This window comes from Dickeya lacustris, from assembly GCF_029635795.1.
In the GTDB taxonomy this organism is placed as follows: domain Bacteria; phylum Pseudomonadota; class Gammaproteobacteria; order Enterobacterales; family Enterobacteriaceae; genus Dickeya; species Dickeya lacustris.
The window spans coordinates 3,541,103-3,559,688 of record NZ_CP114280.1 but is presented as its reverse complement, the minus strand read 5'-3'; the positions used below and the strand labels follow the sequence as shown (position 1 = coordinate 3,559,688).

Annotated in this window: 15 protein-coding genes, 1 tRNA gene and 1 pseudogene; 5 read left to right on the top strand and 12 right to left on the bottom strand. The window is 55.5% G+C overall.

Annotation, left to right across the window (positions count from 1 at the left end):
- Positions 1-111: 111 nt before the first annotated feature.
- The 8 genes from O1Q98_RS16045 to gpt all read right to left on the bottom strand — a co-directional run bounded on the left by O1Q98_RS16045 (position 112) and on the right by gpt (position 7,302).
- Positions 112-187 (bottom strand) — tRNA-Thr (locus O1Q98_RS16045).
- A gap of 153 nt (positions 188-340) precedes the next feature.
- Positions 341-1,594 carry a glutamate-5-semialdehyde dehydrogenase gene (proA, locus tag O1Q98_RS16040; RefSeq protein ID WP_125260406.1) on the bottom strand — a complete coding sequence of 418 codons (1,254 nt, stop codon included), beginning with the start codon at positions 1,592-1,594 and terminating at the stop codon, positions 341-343.
- Between the two features lie 10 nt (positions 1,595-1,604).
- Positions 1,605-2,708, bottom strand: coding sequence for a glutamate 5-kinase (proB, locus tag O1Q98_RS16035; RefSeq protein ID WP_125260407.1), 1,104 nt, complete (start codon positions 2,706-2,708; stop codon positions 1,605-1,607).
- Between the two features lie 123 nt (positions 2,709-2,831).
- Positions 2,832-3,191: a sigma factor-binding protein Crl gene (gene crl / locus O1Q98_RS16030; protein WP_125260408.1), complete on the bottom strand. Its 360-nt coding sequence runs from the start codon at positions 3,189-3,191 to the stop codon at positions 2,832-2,834.
- Between the two features lie 318 nt (positions 3,192-3,509).
- Entirely contained in the window at positions 3,510-4,775 is a 1,266-nt protein-coding gene (gene dgcN / locus O1Q98_RS16025) for a diguanylate cyclase DgcN/YfiN (protein WP_125260409.1), read from the bottom strand.
- Positions 4,775-5,314 carry a regulatory sequestration protein YfiR gene (gene yfiR / locus O1Q98_RS16020; protein WP_164513025.1) on the bottom strand — a complete coding sequence of 180 codons (540 nt, stop codon included), beginning with the start codon at positions 5,312-5,314 and terminating at the stop codon, positions 4,775-4,777. Before yfiR ends, dgcN begins: the two co-directional genes overlap by 1 nt.
- Before the next feature lie 101 nt (positions 5,315-5,415).
- The gene (gene frsA / locus O1Q98_RS16015; protein ID WP_125260411.1) at positions 5,416-6,666 is read right to left on the bottom strand and encodes an esterase FrsA; all 1,251 of its coding nucleotides are present in this window, start codon (positions 6,664-6,666) and stop codon (positions 5,416-5,418) included.
- Between the two features lie 177 nt (positions 6,667-6,843).
- Positions 6,844-7,302 carry a xanthine phosphoribosyltransferase gene (gene gpt / locus O1Q98_RS16010; protein WP_013319164.1) on the bottom strand — a complete coding sequence of 153 codons (459 nt, stop codon included), beginning with the start codon at positions 7,300-7,302 and terminating at the stop codon, positions 6,844-6,846.
- 244 nt (positions 7,303-7,546) lie between these two features.
- Here gpt and O1Q98_RS16005 point away from each other — a divergent pair, with 244 nt between their 5' ends.
- On the top strand, positions 7,547-7,753 hold the full coding sequence (locus O1Q98_RS16005; RefSeq protein ID WP_125260412.1) for a hypothetical protein: 207 nt from the start codon (positions 7,547-7,549) through the stop codon (positions 7,751-7,753).
- Positions 7,754-8,049: 296 nt separating this feature from the next.
- Positions 8,050-9,510, top strand: coding sequence for a beta-Ala-His dipeptidase (pepD, locus tag O1Q98_RS16000; RefSeq protein ID WP_125260413.1), 1,461 nt, complete (start codon positions 8,050-8,052; stop codon positions 9,508-9,510).
- 30 nt (positions 9,511-9,540) lie between these two features.
- On the opposite strand, the gene dinB is transcribed toward pepD, so the two are convergent.
- Positions 9,541-10,599: a DNA polymerase IV gene (gene dinB, locus O1Q98_RS15995; protein ID WP_125260414.1), complete on the bottom strand. Its 1,059-nt coding sequence runs from the start codon at positions 10,597-10,599 to the stop codon at positions 9,541-9,543.
- Between the two features lie 302 nt (positions 10,600-10,901).
- On the opposite strand from dinB, the gene dpaA reads away from it, so the two are divergent.
- Positions 10,902-11,657 carry a peptidoglycan meso-diaminopimelic acid protein amidase gene (gene dpaA / locus O1Q98_RS15990; RefSeq protein ID WP_125260415.1) on the top strand — a complete coding sequence of 252 codons (756 nt, stop codon included), beginning with the start codon at positions 10,902-10,904 and terminating at the stop codon, positions 11,655-11,657.
- A 37-nt stretch (positions 11,658-11,694) separates the two neighbouring features.
- Here the strand turns inward: dpaA and O1Q98_RS15985 are convergent.
- Positions 11,695-12,464: pseudogene (locus O1Q98_RS15985) on the bottom strand (class II glutamine amidotransferase).
- 57 nt (positions 12,465-12,521) lie between these two features.
- Positions 12,522-13,103: a D-sedoheptulose 7-phosphate isomerase gene (gene lpcA, locus O1Q98_RS15980; protein ID WP_125260417.1), complete on the bottom strand. Its 582-nt coding sequence runs from the start codon at positions 13,101-13,103 to the stop codon at positions 12,522-12,524.
- 261 nt (positions 13,104-13,364) lie between these two features.
- Here lpcA and fadE point away from each other — a divergent pair, with 261 nt between their 5' ends.
- Positions 13,365-15,821, top strand: coding sequence for an acyl-CoA dehydrogenase FadE (gene fadE, locus O1Q98_RS15975; protein WP_125260418.1), 2,457 nt, complete (start codon positions 13,365-13,367; stop codon positions 15,819-15,821).
- Between the two features lie 152 nt (positions 15,822-15,973).
- Here the strand turns inward: fadE and mtnK are convergent, their stop codons facing one another.
- Positions 15,974-17,176 (bottom strand): S-methyl-5-thioribose kinase, encoded by a 1,203-nt coding sequence (mtnK, locus tag O1Q98_RS15970; RefSeq protein WP_125260419.1) that lies wholly within the window; start codon positions 17,174-17,176, stop codon positions 15,974-15,976.
- A 332-nt stretch (positions 17,177-17,508) separates the two neighbouring features.
- Between mtnK and mtnA the strand changes: the two genes are divergently transcribed.
- On the top strand, positions 17,509-18,540 hold the full coding sequence (mtnA, locus tag O1Q98_RS15965) for an S-methyl-5-thioribose-1-phosphate isomerase (RefSeq protein WP_125260420.1): 1,032 nt from the start codon (positions 17,509-17,511) through the stop codon (positions 18,538-18,540).
- Positions 18,541-18,586 lie beyond the last annotated feature (46 nt).

The window sequence follows — 18,586 nt, the reverse complement described above, 5'->3', positions numbered from 1 at the left end:
TGACTGTAGATTTTGGGGTATCTCAGTAGACGTCAGGACACAAAAAAGGGCTTAAACCCCGCATTATAAGGGCTTTGAGTGGATTTTAGTAGACTTAGGGAAACGTGTAAGTGGTGCCGATAATAGGAGTCGAACCTACGACCTTCGCATTACGAATGCGCTGCTCTACCAACTGAGCTATATCGGCCCTGAGGGCGTCCCGCGAGTGCGTGACGTGAACTACGGGGTGACAAACTAGTGAAATCGCTCTGGCAAGTCAAGAGTTGTGCGTATCGTCTGATGGTTTTCTAAGCATTTTACCCGGCAGGCGATGGCGCGCGGCTGCCGGGGATAAGCCGTGTTATGCGCGAACCAAATCGTCGCCGTAACCAATCCATTTGTAGGTGGTGAGCGCTTCCAGCCCCATAGGGCCGCGCGCGTGCAGTTTCTGGGTGCTGACTGCCACTTCTGCGCCCAGACCAAACTGGCCGCCGTCGGTAAAGCGGGTGCTGGCGTTGACGTATACGGCGGCGGAGTCCACTTCACGCACGAAGCGTTCAGCGTTGCTGATGGAGCGCGTCAGGATCGCATCGGAATGCTGGGTGCCATGCTGACGAATGTGGGCAATCGCCGCCGCCATGTCCTCAACCAGCGTGACGTTGAGATCGTTGGCGAGCCATTCGTCATCATAATCCTGCTCGTTGACGGCGACGACCGTGGCCGGCCCGTTCGCCAGATACGGCATGGCGCTGGCGCTGGCGTGCAGCGTGACGTTGGCCTGGGCCATTTTCTCACTGAGCTGCGGCAGAAAACGTGCGGCAATCGCCTGGTGTACCAACAGGGTTTCCAGGCTGTTGCAAGCGCTGGGGCGCTGTATTTTGGCACTTTCGATAACAGTCAGCGCTTTTTCAAAATCAATACTGTCGTCGGCAAACATATGGCACACGCCGATGCCGCCGGTAATCACCGGAATGGTGGACTGCTCGCGGCACAGTTTGTGCAGCCCGGCACCGCCGCGCGGGATCAGCATATCCACGTAGCGATCGAGCTTGAGCAGTTGGTTGACCAGTTCACGATCCGGGCTTTCAATCGCCTGAATGGTTGCAGCAGGCAAGCCATGCTGCTCCAACGCTTGCTGAATCACTTTTACCGTGGCGGCGTTGGTGCGATAGGTCTCTTTACCGCCGCGCAAGATAACCGCGTTGCCGGTTTTCAGGCACAGGCTGGCGACATCCACCGTCACGTTCGGGCGGGCTTCATAAATCACCCCCACCACGCCGAGCGGCACCCGGCGGCGTTCCAGTTTCAGGCCGTTGTCCAGCATCCGGCCGTCGATCACTTCGCCGACCGGGTCATTCAGGCGGCATACCTGGCGCACATCGTCAGCGATGGCGCTTAAACGTGCAGGCGTCAGCAATAGGCGATCCTGCAAGGCTTCGCTCATGCCATTCTCTTTGGCTTGCGCTAAATCCTGCGCGTTGGCGTCCAGAATAGCGGCCTGCTGCGTATCCAGCAGGTCAGCGATCGCCAGCAACACACGGTTTTTCTGGTGAGTATTGAGTGCTGCCAGTTGATAAGAGGCTGCTCTGGCCGCCTGTCCCATTTGCTCAAGCATGGTGTGTTCCTCAAATAATGATCATGTCATCGCGATGAACCGCGACCGGGCCGTATTCATACCCCAGGATTTCGGCAATCTCCTGAGAGTGGTGCCCGGCAATCATGCGCAGTGCGTCGCTGTTATACCGGGTGACGGCATGGGCCAGGTCGCGCCCGTTCAGGCTGCGGATACGAATGACTTCGCCACGGGAGAAATTGCCCGCCACGTCACGGATGCCTTTGGGCAACAGCGAGCTGCCGCGCTCCAGCATGGCGGCCAGCGCGCCGTCATCCACCGTTATCTCACCGGCAGGCGGTGCGCCGAAGATCCAACGTTTGCGGCTTTCCAGCGGGGTTTCCAGCGCGTGGAAGCGGGTGCCGACCGAGATGTCGTTAATCACATCGGCAATCACACCCTGTCGGTTGCCTGCGGCGATCACCACCTCAATACCAGAGCGGCACGCCACGTCAGCGGCCTGCAATTTGGTGGACATACCGCCCGTGCCGAGGCCGGAGACGCTGCCACCGGCAATCTGGCGCAGTTCATCAGTCACCCCCTGCACTTCACGGATAAGCTCGGCATCAGGATTGGTGCGCGGGTCGGCGGTGAAGAGCCCGGTCTGGTCGGTCAACAGCAGCAGTTTGTCGGCATCCGCCAGCATCGCAGCCAGCGCTGACAGGTTATCGTTATCGCCAACTTTGATTTCCGCCGTCGCTACCGCATCGTTCTCGTTAATCACCGGGACGATGTTATTGTCGAGCAGGGCGCGCATGGTGTCGCGGGCATTCAGGAAACGCTCGCGGTCTTCGAGATCGGCACGGGTCAGCAGCATCTGGCCAATATGGATGCCATAGATGGAGAACAGTTGCTCCCACAGTTGAATCAACCGGCTCTGCCCCACCGCCGCCAGCAACTGCTTGGTGGCGATGGTCGGCGGTAATTCGGGGTAGCCAAGATGCTCGCGACCAGCGGCAATCGCCCCGGACGTCACAATCACAATGCGATGCCCTGCGGCATGCTGCTGGGCGCACTGGCGCACCAGTTCAACTATATGGGCGCGGTTGAGGCGGCGCGAACCGCCGGTCAGCACGCTGGTACCCAGTTTTACAACCAAAGTCTGGCTGCCACTCATAATTTTTCTGCCGTTGCGTTGAACTATCAATAAAGGATGAAAAAAACGTTGTAACAGGAGAGACGCGCTATGCCAACCGGCACAACGCGAAAACCCCTGACTCCGGCGCGATGCCGGAGAGCATCATGGTCGTGCGGAGAGGGAAAAAGGTGGGTCGAGTTGTTCTACCAGCGCCTGCAGGCGGGTATGGAAATCTTCACGGGTAGCCAGCACTTTCTCATGTACCTCAGTATCTTTGATGGTTTCTTCGCGCCAGTTGCCCGCTTTGTCGAAAAGACCGGTGTGGTAAGTGTAGAACAACGTGTTTTCCTGACGTTCCACCGTCAACCACCAGCCCCAAAACTCTCGCTTTTCCGGCGCGGGTTTTACATTGACACAAACCGCCAGGCAATCAAAGAAAAAATGGTTTTCCTCACACTGATTTTCACGCAAATAGGGCCCTAACGAAGTGAAATTTTTGATGAGTCTGCTTTTCACTGCCATGCCATCCTCCCTTGCAATAAAACCTCGCCTCACTACCCGTAAACCGCGCCTATCGCGGTATAACAGGTATGCTGGCAACACGGTGTTTGTTGGATCACCCGACGTTAATACGCCCGGTGCCATATTATCTATTTATTGCGATGCCGACGGTTCAGTACGTGGCGTTCAGTAAACGGCATGAACCGCTGCTGCAATATGCCCTCAACCCTGCCGAACTTCTCTGATTGGTTCAAGTTTTTTTATACATTCCCCTTCAGGGCGCGAACAGTATCACACTGCACTGTTTCAATAGGTATAGCGTTCGCGATGTATAAAACACTACGGCTTGACGGCCATGTCCGCATCCAGATAGCGCAAAACACGCTCAAAATCCTGACGGCGTTGCTGCTGTTTATCGTGGTACATGGCTTTGTCAGCCAGTTCGATTAACGTCTCAGGGGACATCTGTGCTGACGCATGCGCCACGCCAATACTCAAAGACATCGTCACCTGCTGGCCATCAGGCAACATCACTGGCTGTTGCATGGCCTGACGAATCGCTTCTACCGTTGTTTGTACCTCGTACAGATCTTTTTTTCCCACCAGAATCAACGCAAACTCGTCACCCGCCAGACGTGCTGGCAAATCTTGCGCTCCCTTGCACTGAGACAGACGACTGGCAACAGCCAGCAGTACAAGATCTCCGGCAGCATGCCCGTAAGTATCATTAATGTTTTTAAACCGATAGCCATCCATAAATAACAGGCTGGTATTATCTTGATACGCGGGGTCATCCAGCAAATTAGACAGCGCGCTAATAAACGCGGTGCGGTTGGCAAGCCCGGTCAAGGGGTCATGTAGTGAGCGTTTGAGCAAAGAGTCGTTTTCATGCTGCATCTGCCGCTGCCAGCGCTCAATTTCCTCCAGCAGGCTGTTAAGATCGTTACCAAAACGGTCAAGCTCCGCCACGCTGACGGCAGGCACCCGGCGGGAAAAATGCCGATTCTCGCGAATATCGTGCACCACCTCAGTGATATTATGCAGCGACAAAATCAGCCCACTGTGCAAGCGCCGGGAAATCACAATAGACAGTAGCGACGCCAGCATCATACATAGCGTGAGCGACAGCAGAGAGAAAAACACAAAATTACGGGCTGGCGTATCGGCACCGCGAATGGTTAAGTAACCGATCAGTTGCCCACGATGCATGATAGGTTGCACCACATTTCCGGCCAATAGCCACTGAGAAATCAGGTAGTTTAGATGCGTCTCGTCCTGATTATCCTCATCATGCCACTGTGCCAGCGTTTTACCTTTGGCATCCGTCAAAATCGCGAGGCTGAACTGGCCTTGCTTACCGAGGTTACTGAGGGCGTCGTTTGCGGCGGTCGCATCGCGAAATACCACAGCCGCCTCAACATTGCGGCTTAAGGTGTACCCCAGTAACTGCAAGTTCTTCTCAGCGTATTGTTTAAAGCAGATTAGCGATGCAACGGTAATCAACAACCATGAAAACACCATGGTAATCACCAGGCCAAGTGTATTGATACGAGTCAACACCTGACGAAATGTGGTCGGGCGCGAAGCCGGGGGCGGTGTTTTCATCAGTATCGTTCCCGCGCCAGCATTAATACATCAGGATTTACTCGCACACCGGTGCGGGAAAGCGCTTCCATATTGATAGCAAACCCCACCGTGTGGTTGTCAAATACCAGACAAAAAGCGCTACCTTCAAGGCAACGCGGGGACTGTTCGGCAATGGTCATCAACGGATGGCCGACCGCGTAGCTCGCGGCATTATTTTGCTCTGCCGCCGACTCCTCGCCGAAATACACCGCGTCACACTCAGAGGCGAACAGCTCCTGAGTGTCCTTAATCACCAGCGTGTTAAACACCACTTTCTCTTGTACACCCGCAGGCGTGGTCAGCGCCGAGAGAAAATGGGCGGAAGAAAACACACAAAGTACCGGTAGCCTATCCAATTCGGGCCAATGAGAATAGCTGATAATCCCTGATACGGTACGGCGTACATCCGCATCGGATATCAATGCCCATTCAGGATGCGTCGATTGTGCCTGAGCGCCTGCGTCCATTAACAGTGATGCCAGTATCATCACGGCAAATAACATCTTTTTTACTACCATGCCGCCTCTGGCTGCCTGTCGAAACAAAATTGCCATACAATATCTGACACGACGGCCGTGAACCAACCGTCATTACGTGTTTTTTTCACACTCTGCGGGCGCTAACGCAATTGATGATGTAACCAATTGATAATGTGTTGCAAACCTTGGTGGAATGAGTCATATACCGGCGTCGCATCCAGCGAGAGTAACTTGCCCTGTAGAGAGGAGTTCACTATCAACTGGGACTCCTCTTTCGGGCTTATCAAGTCATCTTTCCAGTAGCCGGATAACATTGGCGTAGGGCAACGATGCCCCAGCAATCCCTGGGTTTTCAGCGAGTAACGCCCCATTTCTACCAATAGCGCCTCATCCGATGAATACGGCATGCCAAGGCGGCTCGCCAGAACATCCATAAACATCTCGGGAGCCTGGCGCTGGCGCTGGGCATCACAGAGCAGGTAGTGTACGACAGGCCCAAGGCACGCTACGGCGCGCAGTCGATTCGCTTCAAGATAAGCGAGCCTGACCGCAATATTCGCCCCAAAACGGAAGCCAAACGCCGCCACTCGCGTATGATCGACCCAGGGAACCTCCGCCAGCGCTCTCAGCACCTGCTGATGCAAAAAACTGGAATCCTGATCCAGCTTCCAGCGTGAAGAAAAGCCAACCGATGGCATATCGATAGTCAACATCGCCATGCCCGCAGGTGCCAGATAGTCCTGAAACAGGCGATGGTAATCGCACTGCAACATATCCAATCCGCCGCACAGCATCACGGTTGGATACGGTGCCTGGCCTTGCGCTGGCAGGTGTAAAAAAGCGGTAAGCTGCCCACCGCCCTCGATGGGAAACGTCAACGTTTTCAGCTCATAGGAGAGATGTGCGGCAGCCTCTTCATAGGCACGGTTAGCCAGCGTCTGCGCCTGATCGGCAAGTTCATCGCCTTTCAGGTGAGGGTACGCGGCGATACTGTAAAGATTGGCCGCCTTTAGCCAGCATTGCCCCGCCTGCTCACCCGCAGAATGTTGTCCGGCCTGCTGTTGCCAACGCATGCCCTGCGAAACCCATTCGTAAATCCAGTTACCGCCGCGATAACCGATGACCGTATCAAGACGCTGCTCATCACTGCGTTCTGCTTTGCTGGCCGCAATACGCGACAGAACCTCTTCGATTTCCCAGGGATGAACGCCGCGCCAAATCCACATGAGCCGGTTAATCATGCGATACCAGTTGCCGGGACTTTCACCTTCAAGCGCAGACGCCGCCGCCGTTGTCGGGTTAGTGCGCCGGGCGCGATGAATAATCGAAGACGTTTCCTGATGTTTAATCGACGGTTTGAACAACGTTTCGGACAGGTTAGCCTGAACCACAACAGCCTCCTGGGGAAATCAGAGCCGCAGTAACAATGCAATGGGAAAAGTGTACCGGAGAGCACGGGAAAAAGCAGGCCTTGCCATACGATGACGAAAACAACCCGGGCATAAAAACACGCACGCCCGGCATAACCGGGCGCACAGAACGTCACACAAGAACGTTACACAACAGGATTAACGGCCAACCAACGGCGGCACAAACACAACGCCCATATCCCAGGGTTGCTCAATCCAGGTGTCCTGCGGGATGTCGACTTCGTAGTCATCAACCAGCGGCTTACCGGCTGGTTTGGCGAAGATAGTAATAAAATGGGCTTTCGGGTACATATCACGGATAGCCTTGGCGGTGCCGCCGGTATCCACCAAATCATCAATCACGATATAGCCTTCGCCATCGCCTTCAGCGCGTTTGAGCACTTTCAGCTCACGCTGGTTGTCATGATCGTAACTGGAGATGCACACAGTATCGACGTTACGGATACCCAGCTCACGCGCCAGCAATGCGCCCGGCACCAGACCGCCACGGCTCACGGCAATAATGCCTTTCCACTGTTCGGCCGGTAATAAACGCTGGGCCAGTTTCCGGGCATGAATTTGCAACATATCCCAGGTGACGATGTACTTTTCACTCATAAAACCTATCCTGGCCAACGGTAGCATCAGCCTAATCAGAGTCAGAAGGGGGAAAATAAAGTTGCGCGAGATTATAGATAGCTGACCGGACAAAAACCAGTATTTATCCATTTGTACGCCATATACGATTAGATAGTTACTACCCGTTATCAATCAATAGAAAATGATGTGAAAAAGTTATTAGACGCAATGTTGCAAACAGGTTACAAACAGGGTGAAACCAACACCGCCAGGAGAATACCCAATGACGATATTCGACAGCTTCCTCCTCGCACAACTGGACGTGTTTATCCCTGCCCTTAGTATCGCCTTTATGTTATTGGTCGGCTTTGAGCTGATAGTCAGCCTGCGCCTGTTATTGCGCCGCCCGCTGGTGATGACACCGGTGGCGATTCGCCGCGACACAGAAAACAGCGCCTCACCTTCTCGCTCCCGTATCGGATACGACTGACTCCCGACGTCGGGGCAGCATTCTTTGATGCGGGAAGTCTCGATGCTTCCCGCACGTTGTTGCCTTGAGTAAAAACGGCGTTGCCATGGCGGTGCCATAAGCCTGTGGCAACGGAAAATGGCCGGGTTTCCTCCGCCTTGCCCTGATATACACAATCCTTATGCTCCCGCCATTCTCCCTGTTTACGGGAAAGTGTTATCCTGTGACATCAGGCCCGCGTGATGCGGGCAATTACTGATGATGTTATGTCGGCAAAGTGCGATGACTGCACGTTGCCCTACTGGAGAGATTCCATCGTGTCTGCTTTGTCTCAACTCTCCCCACAACCGCTGTGGGACATGTTTGCCAAAATTTGTTCGATTCCGCACCCGTCCTATCATGAGGAAGCGCTGGCCGCGCACATTCTCGTCTGGGCACAAGAGCGTGGTCTGCACACCGAGCGTGATCAAGTGGGCAATATTTTACTGCGTAAACCCGCGACGCCCGGCATGGAGAAGCGTAAACCGGTGGTGATTCAGGCGCATCTGGATATGGTGCCGCAAAAGAACAACGACACAGTACACGACTTTACCCAAGACCCGATTCAGCCTTATGTCGCTGGCGAGTGGGTCAAGGCCCGTGGCACCACGCTCGGTGCGGATAACGGCATCGGCATGGCTTCCGCGCTAGCGGTATTATCCGACGATAGCGTTGAACACGGCCCGCTGGAAGTGCTGTTAACCATGACGGAAGAAGCGGGTATGGATGGCGCATTCGGCCTGCAATCGGGCTGGTTGCAGGGTGATATTTTAATTAATACCGATTCCGAAGAGGAAGGCGAAGTCTATATGGGCTGCGCCGGAGGCATCGATTTTCGCAGTCAATTGCCCTTAGAGCGTGCAGCGCTGCCTGAAGGCTATCAGTCTTTCCGCTTGATAATCAAAGGGCTTAAAGGCGGCCATTCCGGGTGTGATATTCATTTGGGCCTTGGCAACGTCAATAAACTGCTGGTGCGTTTTTTAGCGCAATACGCCAATACGTTCGATTTCCGGCTGATAGACCTGCACGGCGGTACACTGCGTAACGCCATTCCTCGCGAAGGCGCGGTCACACTGGCTGTCAGCGCCGGGCACGTTGATGCGCTCAAGCGCGCAGCACAAGCCTATCTTGAGGTTATCAAACACGAGCTGGCGGCTGTCGAGAAAAACATCACGCTGGTACTGGAGGCAGTGCAAACCGATACCGATGCGCTGACCCCCGCCAGTTGCCAGCGTTTTATTAATCTGCTGCATGCGCTGCCCAACGGGGTGATTCGCATGAGTGATGAGATAAAAGGCGTGGTGGAAACCTCTCTGAACGTCGGTGTTGTCAGCATGACCGAGACGCAAGCCGAGATTCACTGCCTGATTCGCTCACTGGTAGACAGCGGCAAAGAGTATGTCGTCAGTATGCTGACCTCCCTCAGCCAGCTTGCCGGAGCCCACACCGAAGCCAGCGGCAGCTACCCTGGCTGGCAGCCGGATGCGCAATCGCCGGTCATGCATCTGGTACGCGAAACCTACCAAACGCTGTTTGGCAGCACGCCGAAAATCATGGTTATCCACGCTGGCCTCGAATGCGGTTTATTCAAAAAACCCTATCCACACATGGACATGGTTTCCATCGGCCCGACCATCACCGGCCCGCATTCGCCTGACGAACAAGTCCACATTGAAAGCGTCGGTCGTTATTGGACGCTGCTAAAGGCGTTGCTCAAGGCGATTCCCGAACGCGCCTGATGCGCTACCCGCCATGCCTGATGGCGGGACTCAATCCCACGGCAGCACCAGCTGCCGTTCCAGTTGAGGGTCGATGAGCGACACGTGCAGCCCCACTAACCTGACGCCTCGCGCCTCGCGCCGCTGCTCCCAGCTCTCGTGCGCCAACTGCAATAAATCCGGTTTATGCAGCACCGGCCACACATGCTCCTGCGTGGTTTGGCGAAAATCATCAAATTTCAACTTAACCCCTTGCCTGGCGATATGTAGATCGGCGCGCACCCGCCGCAGCCGCTGCTCCAACTCTGGATACAATTGCTCAACCACTTTCTCGCACGCCGACCAATCATGAATATCCTGCACCAGCGTTTTCTCAACGCCAACCGATTTGCGTAACCTATCAGGTGATACTGGCCGTTCATCAACGCCGTGGCAGCGCGCCCACAAGATGTGGCCGAACTTGCCAAACTCTCGCAGCAACTGAGCCTGAGAATATTGACGAACATCGGCCCCACGCTGCAGGCCGCACTCAGCCAGCCGCTTTGCCGTCACTTTGCCGACGCCGGGGATCTTCTCCAGCGGCAACGTCAGCAAAAAGGCGTCCATCTGCGCGGGTGTAATCACGTACTGACCATTGGGTTTATTCTGTTCTGACGCGATCTTGGCAAGAAATTTAACCGGCGCAACGCCTGCGGATGCCGTTAATTGCAGTTCACTGAGAATCGCCTGACGGATCTCTTGCGCGATAAGCGTCGCCGAACCGTTACAGTGTGGGCTATCCGTCACATCCAGATAGGCCTCGTCCAGCGACAGCGGTTCAATCAACGACGTATAGCGAGAGAAAATCTGCTGGATTTGCCGAGAGGTTTCTTTATACAGCGCCATTCGGCCTGGTAATAATGTGAGATGCGGACACAGACGCAACGCGGTGGCTGTCGCCATCGCGCTGTGTACGCCATAGCGACGAGCCGGATAGTTAGCGGTAGCAATCACCCCGCGATGCTCTGCGCTGCCGCCAATGGCGAGAGGAATATCACGCAGGCGCGGATTATCCCGCATTTCAATGGCGGCATAAAAACAATCCATATCGACATGAATGATTTTGCGCATAACCCCTCCCGCAATGCTGTATAAAAATACAGTAATCATGCGAAACAGGCAACACATCACTGACGCACCGCTTCTTGATAAGAATAATCTGTTTTTTTATTCGTTTTCCCCTCTTGAATAAAACAGATGCGGTGATAATGTGGCTGCGCGCCTCGGCATCAGCCTGCACCCCAGTTGGCAAAACAGTCGCTTATCTGGACGGGATGCAGCCTAATGGCAGGACACAGCCTGACAGACAACGACAGGGAATACGGCAACTCCGTATCACGATAAGACAACCGCTCCAGTAATCAGGATTTACCATGCAAAAAATCGCGCTTTCACTTGCGATGCTGTTTATTTTGCCTTCCGCTGCCATCCACAGCAGTTACGCCAATCAGGTTTCTCCCGTTGTCGCGCAGCAACAGCAGATTGCCGCCGGTTCACCCGTGTACATTCAAATCTTCAAAGAAGAACGGGTACTTGAGCTCTATGCCCAGGTCGGTGGTGAATACAAACTGGTGCAGAGTTATCCCATCTGTAAATATTCCGGCGGTCTCGGCCCGAAAATGACCGAAGGGGATTTTAAAAGCCCGGAAGGGTTCTATCAGGTTGATTTACGACAGCTCAAACCAGACAGCCATTATTACCGCGCCATCAACGTCGGTTTTCCGAATGAGTATGACAAGGCGCACGGCTATTCTGGCCGTTATTTGATGATTCACGGCGAGTGTGTGTCTATCGGTTGTTATGCGATGACCAACCAATATATCGCCGAGATTTATACCTATGTGGAAAAAGCGCTGCGTAACGGGCAGCAAAAAGTGGATCTGGCGATTTATCCGTTCCGCATGACGGAGCAAAATATGAAGCGCCATAGCCGCTCTAACTATTATAAGTTCTGGAGTCAGTTGCAGCCGGGCTATGCTTTCTTTAATAAAACCCATCAACTGCCCGCCATCGCCGTGGTCAACGGGCAGTATGTGGTAAACCAGAATCCCCCGACCAGCCAGCCTGCTACGCCAGCGTCGCATTATGCGTTTACACAAACACAGGCAGCGGCGAAGTCGTCTCGTTAACTCCGCCATCCCGGCAACAAGCGCAGGCGGGCGGGAGCTAGTTAATCCGTTCGCCGTAGCAAAATAACACGAATTCTCCTGGTGCGATGGCGTGCCAGGTTTCGTTGCCCGTCAGCGGCTGCGTCGCCAGTACCGTGACGACATCATTTGGCGTCGTTTGCTGCTGAAAGTCGATTTCGACATCATCATCGAGCAAGGTTGCTTTACCAAACGGAGCCCGCCGGGTTATCCAATGCAGTTTGGTCGAACAGAACCCCATGACAAAACGCCCGTCTGACAACAGCATGTTGAACACGCCTTTCTTGCGTAACTGCTCTGCCAGCGTCGCAATATAGCGAAATACCGCCGGCCAGTTAGAGGGCGTGCGCGGGTAGCGCTGCGCCAGTTGGTGCAGCAGCCAGCAAAATGCGTATTCACTGTCGGTATCGCCAACCGGGCGAAACGTCCCGGTTTTCAGGCGACGATAACCTTTCAACTGGCCATTGTGAGCGAATGTCCAGTTGCGTCCCCACAGCTCGCGCGTAAACGGATGGGTGTTTTCCAGCGATACCGCCCCCCGATTGGCCTGACGGATATGCGACACCACCGCACAAGACTTGATGGGGTAGCTCTGCACCAGTGCGGCAATCGGCGAATTAAAGCTGGGTAATGCGGATCTTTGAAGGTACGGCAGCCGTTGCCCTCATAGAAGGTAATCCCCCAGCCATCACGGTGCGGCCCGGTGCGGCCACCCCGCTGAATCAGGCCGGTAAAGCTAAAACAGATATCCGTTGGGACATTCGCGCTCATCCCAAGCAGTTCACACATTGTCGGCGTCCTTTATTACGGCATTACGGCGTATCGCGGCTGTGTTAGCGTAAGCAATCAGCTTGCAGCCATCTCTTTCTCAATCAACTGAATCAGAATATGGATAGCTTTAATGTGTACTTCCTGAATGCGATCGGCATAGCCAAAATGCGGCACTCGGATCTCCACATCAGCGCTGCCCGCCATTTTGCCGCCATCTTTGCCGGTCAGGGTAATCACTTTCATGCCTTTGGCACGAGCAGCGCTGATGGCCTTAATAATATTGCCCGAGTTGCCCGACGTCGAAATGCCCAGCAGCACATCGCCTTCACGTCCTAATGACTCGACATAACGCGAGAACACAAAATCATAGCCAAAGTCGTTACTGACGCAAGACAGGTGGCTTGGGTCAGAGATGGCAATCGCCGGATAGCCGGGGCGATTCTCACGGTAGCGGCCCGTCAGCTCTTCGGCAAAATGCATGGCATCACAATGAGAGCCGCCATTGCCGCAAGAGATCACTTTTCCGCCGGCTTTGAATGCATCAGCTAATAAAACCGCCGCATCTTCAATCGCCTGAATATTGGCGGCATCGCTTAAAAATGTATTCAGCGTTGCCGCCGCTTCGTTCAGCTCATTACGGATTAAGTCCTGGTACATGGAAACCCTCTTCTTCAGTGACATCATGACGTTTCTGCCAAGCAGTGTAGCGGATAGGCCAAATCACGAGAAGCAGACAATGATCAAACGGTGGCTTTGCGCCCGCTCCTTCAAGGTTGATAACGGCTTTGTGAGATGAGTTGTAATTATGTTGTAAATAAATTGATAAAAGCCAATCGGTAAACTAAAAACACTCTATACCCAACAGGTCAGACCTGTTATGCGCAGGCTGCCCAGATAAATGGACTGGAGAAAACAACTATGGTTGCGCTCAGTATCCTGGCAGGGCTGATGCTTATCAGCGCACTTTTCTACCACCGGATTTCCCTGTGGTTTAGCAGCATGTTGGTCGTGTCAGGTTGCGGCATCATCATGCTGTTGAACGGTTGGTCGCCGTGGCTGATGCTTATCCCGCCAATCCTGCTATTACCGTTGCTGCTCACACCGCTACGTCAGCGCTGGCTCAGTAAACCGGTCATGGCGCTGTTTCGCCGCGTCATGCCGCCAATGTCGGCCACGGAAAAAGAGGCGATTGATGCCGGAACCACCTGGTGGGAAGGCGAGCTGTTTCGCGGAGCGCCAGACTGGCACACGTTGCACACCTACCCTCGCCCGCGCTTAACGCCGGAAGAACAGGCGTTTTTAGACGGCCCGGTCGAAGAAGCCTGCCGTATGGCGCATGATTTCGAAATCACCCATGAACGGGCTGACTTGCCTCCCGAGCTGTGGGCCTTCCTGAAACAGCATCGCTTTTTTGCCATGATCATTAAAAAAGAGTATGGCGGCCTGGCGTTTTCCGCTTACGCACAGGCGATGGTGCTGCAAAAACTGGCCAGTGTGTCGAGCATTCTGGCCATCACGGTTGGCGTTCCCAACTCCCTCGGCCCCGGAGAGCTGTTGCAACACTACGGTAGCGAAGCGCAAAAAGATCACTATCTTCCCCGGCTAGCGCGCGGTGATGACATTCCCTGTTTTGCGCTGACCAGCCCGGAAGCCGGTTCTGACGCCAGCGCTATCCCGGATGTCGGCGTAGTGTGCTATGGCCAATGGCAAGGTAATCAGGTGCTGGGGATGCGCCTGACCTGGAACAAACGCTATATTACGCTGGCACCGGTCGCCACCGTGCTGGGGCTGGCGTTCCGCCTGTATGACCCGGATCACCTGCTGGGCGATCGCGATGATATCGGCATTACCTGTGCGCTTATCCCCACCAACACCAACGGCGTAAAAATTGGTCGCCGCCATTTCCCACTCAACATCCCGTTTCAAAACGGCCCAACCCAGGGCGAGAATATCTTTGTGCCGCTGGATTACATCATCGGCGGGCCCGAGATGGCAGGCCAGGGCTGGCGCATGCTGATGGAATGCTTGTCTGTCGGGCGCGGCATCACGCTGCCGTCTAATTCCACCGGCAGCCTGAAAAGCGTCGCGCTGGCAACCGGTGCCTACGCCCGCATTCGCCGCCAGTTCAAACTGCCGATCGGCAAAATGGAAGGCATTGAAGAACCGCTGGCAAGACTTGCCGGCAATGCTTATGTGATGGATGCCGCCTCAACGCTGATTACCACTGGCATTATGCAAGGCGCTCGCCCGTCGGTGCTGTCCGCTATCGTCAAATACCACTGCACCCATCGCGGGCAGCGCGGCATCATTGATGCGATGGACATTGTCGGCGGCAAAGGCATTTGCCTTGGCCCCACCAACTTTGTCGCCCGCCACTATCAGGGCGCACCTATCGCCATTACGGTTGAAGGGGCCAATATTCTGACGCGCAGCATGATAATTTTCGGGCAAGGGGCGATTCGCTGCCACCCTTATCTGTTAAGCGAAATGCGCGCTGCGCAAGAGAGCGACCTCAAATCCTTTGATAAAGCGCTGCTGGGGCACATCGGCCATATTGCCGGTAACGTGGTACGCAGCCTGTGGCTGGGCCTGACCAACGGGCGCACCAGCCGCGCGCCGGTGCGCGACGCCACGCGCCGTGACTACCAGCGCCTTAACCGGCTCAGTGCCAATCTGGCGCTGCTGGCGGATATCTCGATGGGCACGCTGGGTGGCAGTCTGAAACGCCGCGAGCGCTTATCGGCCCGTTTGGGCGATGTGTTAAGCCAGCTGTATCTGGCTTCCGCCACGCTAAAACGCTATGACGATGAAGGACGCCAACAGGCCGACCTGCCGTTGGTGCAGTGGGGCATCCAGGACTGTCTGTATCAGGCGGAACAAGCCATGCTTGCGCTGCTGCGCAATTTTCCGGCGCGCGGCGTCGCGCTGGTACTGCGCGGCATCATTTTCCCGTTAGGCACGGTTAACTCCCCCACCAGCGACGCGCAAGACAGCCAACTGGCAAAACTGTTGCAAACCCCGAGTGCGACGCGTTCGCGGCTGGGCCGAGGCCTGTACCTGAAACCCGGTGACAATCATCCGGCCGCGCAACTGGAGCAAGCGCTGGACGATATTCTGGCGGCGGAGCCGGTACACCAGAAACTGTCGCAGGCTGCGGGTCACACCCTGCCATTCATGCGGCTGGACAGGCTGGCTGAACACGGGCTTGCCGAAGGCGTTATCTCACCAGAGGAAGCCAGGCTGCTGCAACAAGCCGAAACCAGCCGTCTGCGCACCATCAATGTGGATGATTTCGCGCCTGATGCATTGCAGGCGCATTCCGGTGCGGCGGCTCATACTGCGGCGTCGCTGACCGCCGCAGAGCACGTAGTCTGAGTGGGGTTTATGGCAAAGAGCGGGCGGTAACAGGCAGAGTGATATCCGTCCACAGGGCGTCAGCGATAAGGCGCATGCCGCCCTGTGGTCAACAGATTATTATCTGTCTTGTTATCTGTCTTGTTATCTGTCGCGTTCAGTTATCTGCCCATTCAGGCACCGCTTTGGCGCACCCGCGCCAGCAATGCCTGCGGAGTATCGATATGGGCAGCGGCCAGAATCAGCGTTTTACCGAGCAAGATGGCGTGACGCTGGCAGGCCTGGCGCGTTGCCGTCTCATCAATCGTGTCAAGATCCGCCACATGCGCCAGCCCGATAGTGCGGCGAATCAGTTCGGTGCCACAATAGCCGACCGCATCCTGCCATACCTGCTGCAAGAATCGCTCAACGTATCCTGTCACCGCCAGCGCAGGCTCGCGCCCGGCCTCATGACTCAGTGCGGTAAAACGGTGCGCAAAAGTTTGCCACAGCACGACTATCTCCTCCAGACGCCGCTCGCGCGCAGCGGACGCCTCACGCAGCGGCAATAATCCCGGCAGCCCGCAATAGTTGAGCAGCAGGTTGCCAAGCGCCGTACCGATATCAAACCCCATCGGGCCATAGAAACCGAATTCGGCGTCGATCACTTTGAGGCGGTTTTCCGCCACGAAAATCGACCCGCTATGAATATCGCCGTGCAATAGGGCTTCGGCTTTACTGAGAAACGCGTGTTTGAGCGCGGCCACCGCACAGCGCAGCGGCTGGTCATCGCGCAGCGCTAGCACCTCTGGCAACAGTGCCGGGTCGAATTGATTGCGCTCATGCTCGATGTACGGATCGGTAAAGAACAAATCTTCCGTTATCTGGCACAGTTCCGGGTTGGTAAAGCGGCTGACCGCCGCCTTTTTGTCATGGGGTGACTGGTAGAAATCCGAATGGTGGAACAGCGCCTGCGCCAGATAGTCACCCAGTTGCGCCGCTGCCTGTGGGTAGTCGCGCCCTTTCACCAGCTCACGCCGCCAGATTTCATGATCCGAGAGATCCTCTTGCACCATCACCGCCAGCGCCGGGTCATGATGCAACACGGCAACGGTGTGCTGCGGACAATACCGCGCATGCGCCAATAGGGTTTCCGCCTCGATACGGGCGCGATCGAGCGTGAGCGGCCAGGACTCGCCAACACAGCGCACATAGGGTAGCGCCTGCTTGACGATAACCCGGCTCACTCCTTGAGTGTCTAGGATCTTAAACACCAGGTTCAGGTTGCCATCACCAATCTCCTGCGCCGCAATCAACGACTGCGGATCGGCAACCCCGCCATACTGACGTGCATACTGCACGGCATCATCCGCGTTAAAAGTACGGTAAAGTGACATGGCCCACCTCGTTTATCTACCTAGTGTGATGAATGTGTTTGCTTGTTATCAACGCCGAGCTTGATACCCAAAATAATTCGCGTTGCAGGGCAACACGCTCGCGTGTTGAACAACGCCATACGCTGGCCCTTTAGTAGGGCAAGGCTCGTTAGCGCCTTGTAACGCAGCAACCGAGCGACAAATTCGTCGGGAACGCATTTGACCAGCCAACACACCTGCAACCTGAAGTATGAAGGGTATAGACATAAAAGCGTTTGGACGTCTATACTTCTGTACCGCATATTGGCAGAATAAGAATCCTGATGCAATAACGCAACACGGATTTAACAGCCATGCAAACCGTTCACACCACCAGTCTTCGCCTCGTCGATAATCAATTGTGGATCCTTGACCAGCAGGCACTGCCGCAGGAAAAAATCTGGTGCCCCTGCCCGGATGTCGAGGCGCTGGTCAGTCATATTCGTACCCTGCGGGTACGCGGCGCGCCGCTGATCGGGCTGTCGGCCAGCCTGTTGCTGGCATTGCTGGCCGAGCAGGGTCAATCCCGGCCACAGCTGGCCGAGGCGCTGGAGACGCTACGAGCTTCCCGCCCGACTGCCGTCAACCTGATGAATAATCTGGATCGCATGAAGCAGGCGCTGGCGGCCAATGATGTCGTCAGCGCCATGACGCAGGAAGCGCTGCGGCTGATTGAGGAAGATAAAGCCTTGTGTGAACGCATCGCCGATAACGGTGCCGCGCTGGTGCAACCGGGCAGCCAACTGTTGACGCACTGCAACACCGGCGGGCTGGCGACGGCGGGCGTCGGCACGGCAATCGGCGTTATCCTGCGCGCTCATCAGCAAGGCCGGGTAAATAACGTCTGGGTGGATGAAACCCGCCCGCTGTTACAAGGTGGCAGGCTGACCGCCTGGGAGCTCGGCGAGCTGGGCATACCTTATCGGCTCATCTGCGATTCGATGGCCGCCTCACTGATGGCGCAAGGCCAGGTCGATGCCATCTGGGTCGGCGCGGATCGCATCGCCGCTAACGGTGACGTCGCCAATAAAATCGGCACTTACAGCCTGGCGGTGCTGGCGCACTATCACGGTATCCCGTTTTACGTCGCTGCGCCGCACACCACGCACGACCCGCACTGCCCAGACGGCAACGCGATCCCGATAGAACAACGCGCCGCCAGCGAAGTCACCGGCGTGGCAGGCAGTTTTGGCGCGTGCCAGTGGGCACCACACCACGCGCCGGTGTACAACCCGGCGTTTGATGTCACGCCAGCGGCACTGATTAGCGGCTGGGTTCTCGACACCGGCGTCATCACCCCCGAGCAGGTTAGAGCCGGTATATTTCAGCAACCGCTGGTGGGATAAGGCGAGATAAGACACGGGTAATATAGGTAAGACGCGGATAACAAAA

Excerpts from the sequence above, each read along its gene's own strand:
- proA (WP_125260406.1), bottom strand. The coding sequence starts at position 1,594 with ATGCTTGAGCAAATGGGACAGGCGGCCAGAGCAGCCTCTTATCAACTG.
- proB (WP_125260407.1), bottom strand. The coding sequence starts at position 2,708 with ATGAGTGGCAGCCAGACTTTGGTTGTAAAACTGGGTACCAGCGTGCTG.
- crl (WP_125260408.1), bottom strand. The coding sequence starts at position 3,191 with ATGGCAGTGAAAAGCAGACTCATCAAAAATTTCACTTCGTTAGGGCCC.
- dgcN (WP_125260409.1), bottom strand. The coding sequence starts at position 4,775 with ATGAAAACACCGCCCCCGGCTTCGCGCCCGACCACATTTCGTCAGGTG.
- yfiR (WP_164513025.1), bottom strand. The coding sequence starts at position 5,314 with ATGGTAGTAAAAAAGATGTTATTTGCCGTGATGATACTGGCATCACTG.
- gpt (WP_013319164.1), bottom strand. The coding sequence starts at position 7,302 with ATGAGTGAAAAGTACATCGTCACCTGGGATATGTTGCAAATTCATGCC.
- O1Q98_RS16005 (WP_125260412.1), top strand. The coding sequence starts at position 7,547 with ATGACGATATTCGACAGCTTCCTCCTCGCACAACTGGACGTGTTTATC.
- dinB (WP_125260414.1), bottom strand. The coding sequence starts at position 10,599 with ATGCGCAAAATCATTCATGTCGATATGGATTGTTTTTATGCCGCCATT.
- dpaA (WP_125260415.1), top strand. The coding sequence starts at position 10,902 with ATGCAAAAAATCGCGCTTTCACTTGCGATGCTGTTTATTTTGCCTTCC.
- lpcA (WP_125260417.1), bottom strand. The coding sequence starts at position 13,103 with ATGTACCAGGACTTAATCCGTAATGAGCTGAACGAAGCGGCGGCAACG.
- fadE (WP_125260418.1), top strand. The coding sequence starts at position 13,365 with ATGGTTGCGCTCAGTATCCTGGCAGGGCTGATGCTTATCAGCGCACTT.
- mtnK (WP_125260419.1), bottom strand. The coding sequence starts at position 17,176 with ATGTCACTTTACCGTACTTTTAACGCGGATGATGCCGTGCAGTATGCA.
- mtnA (WP_125260420.1), top strand. The coding sequence starts at position 17,509 with ATGCAAACCGTTCACACCACCAGTCTTCGCCTCGTCGATAATCAATTG.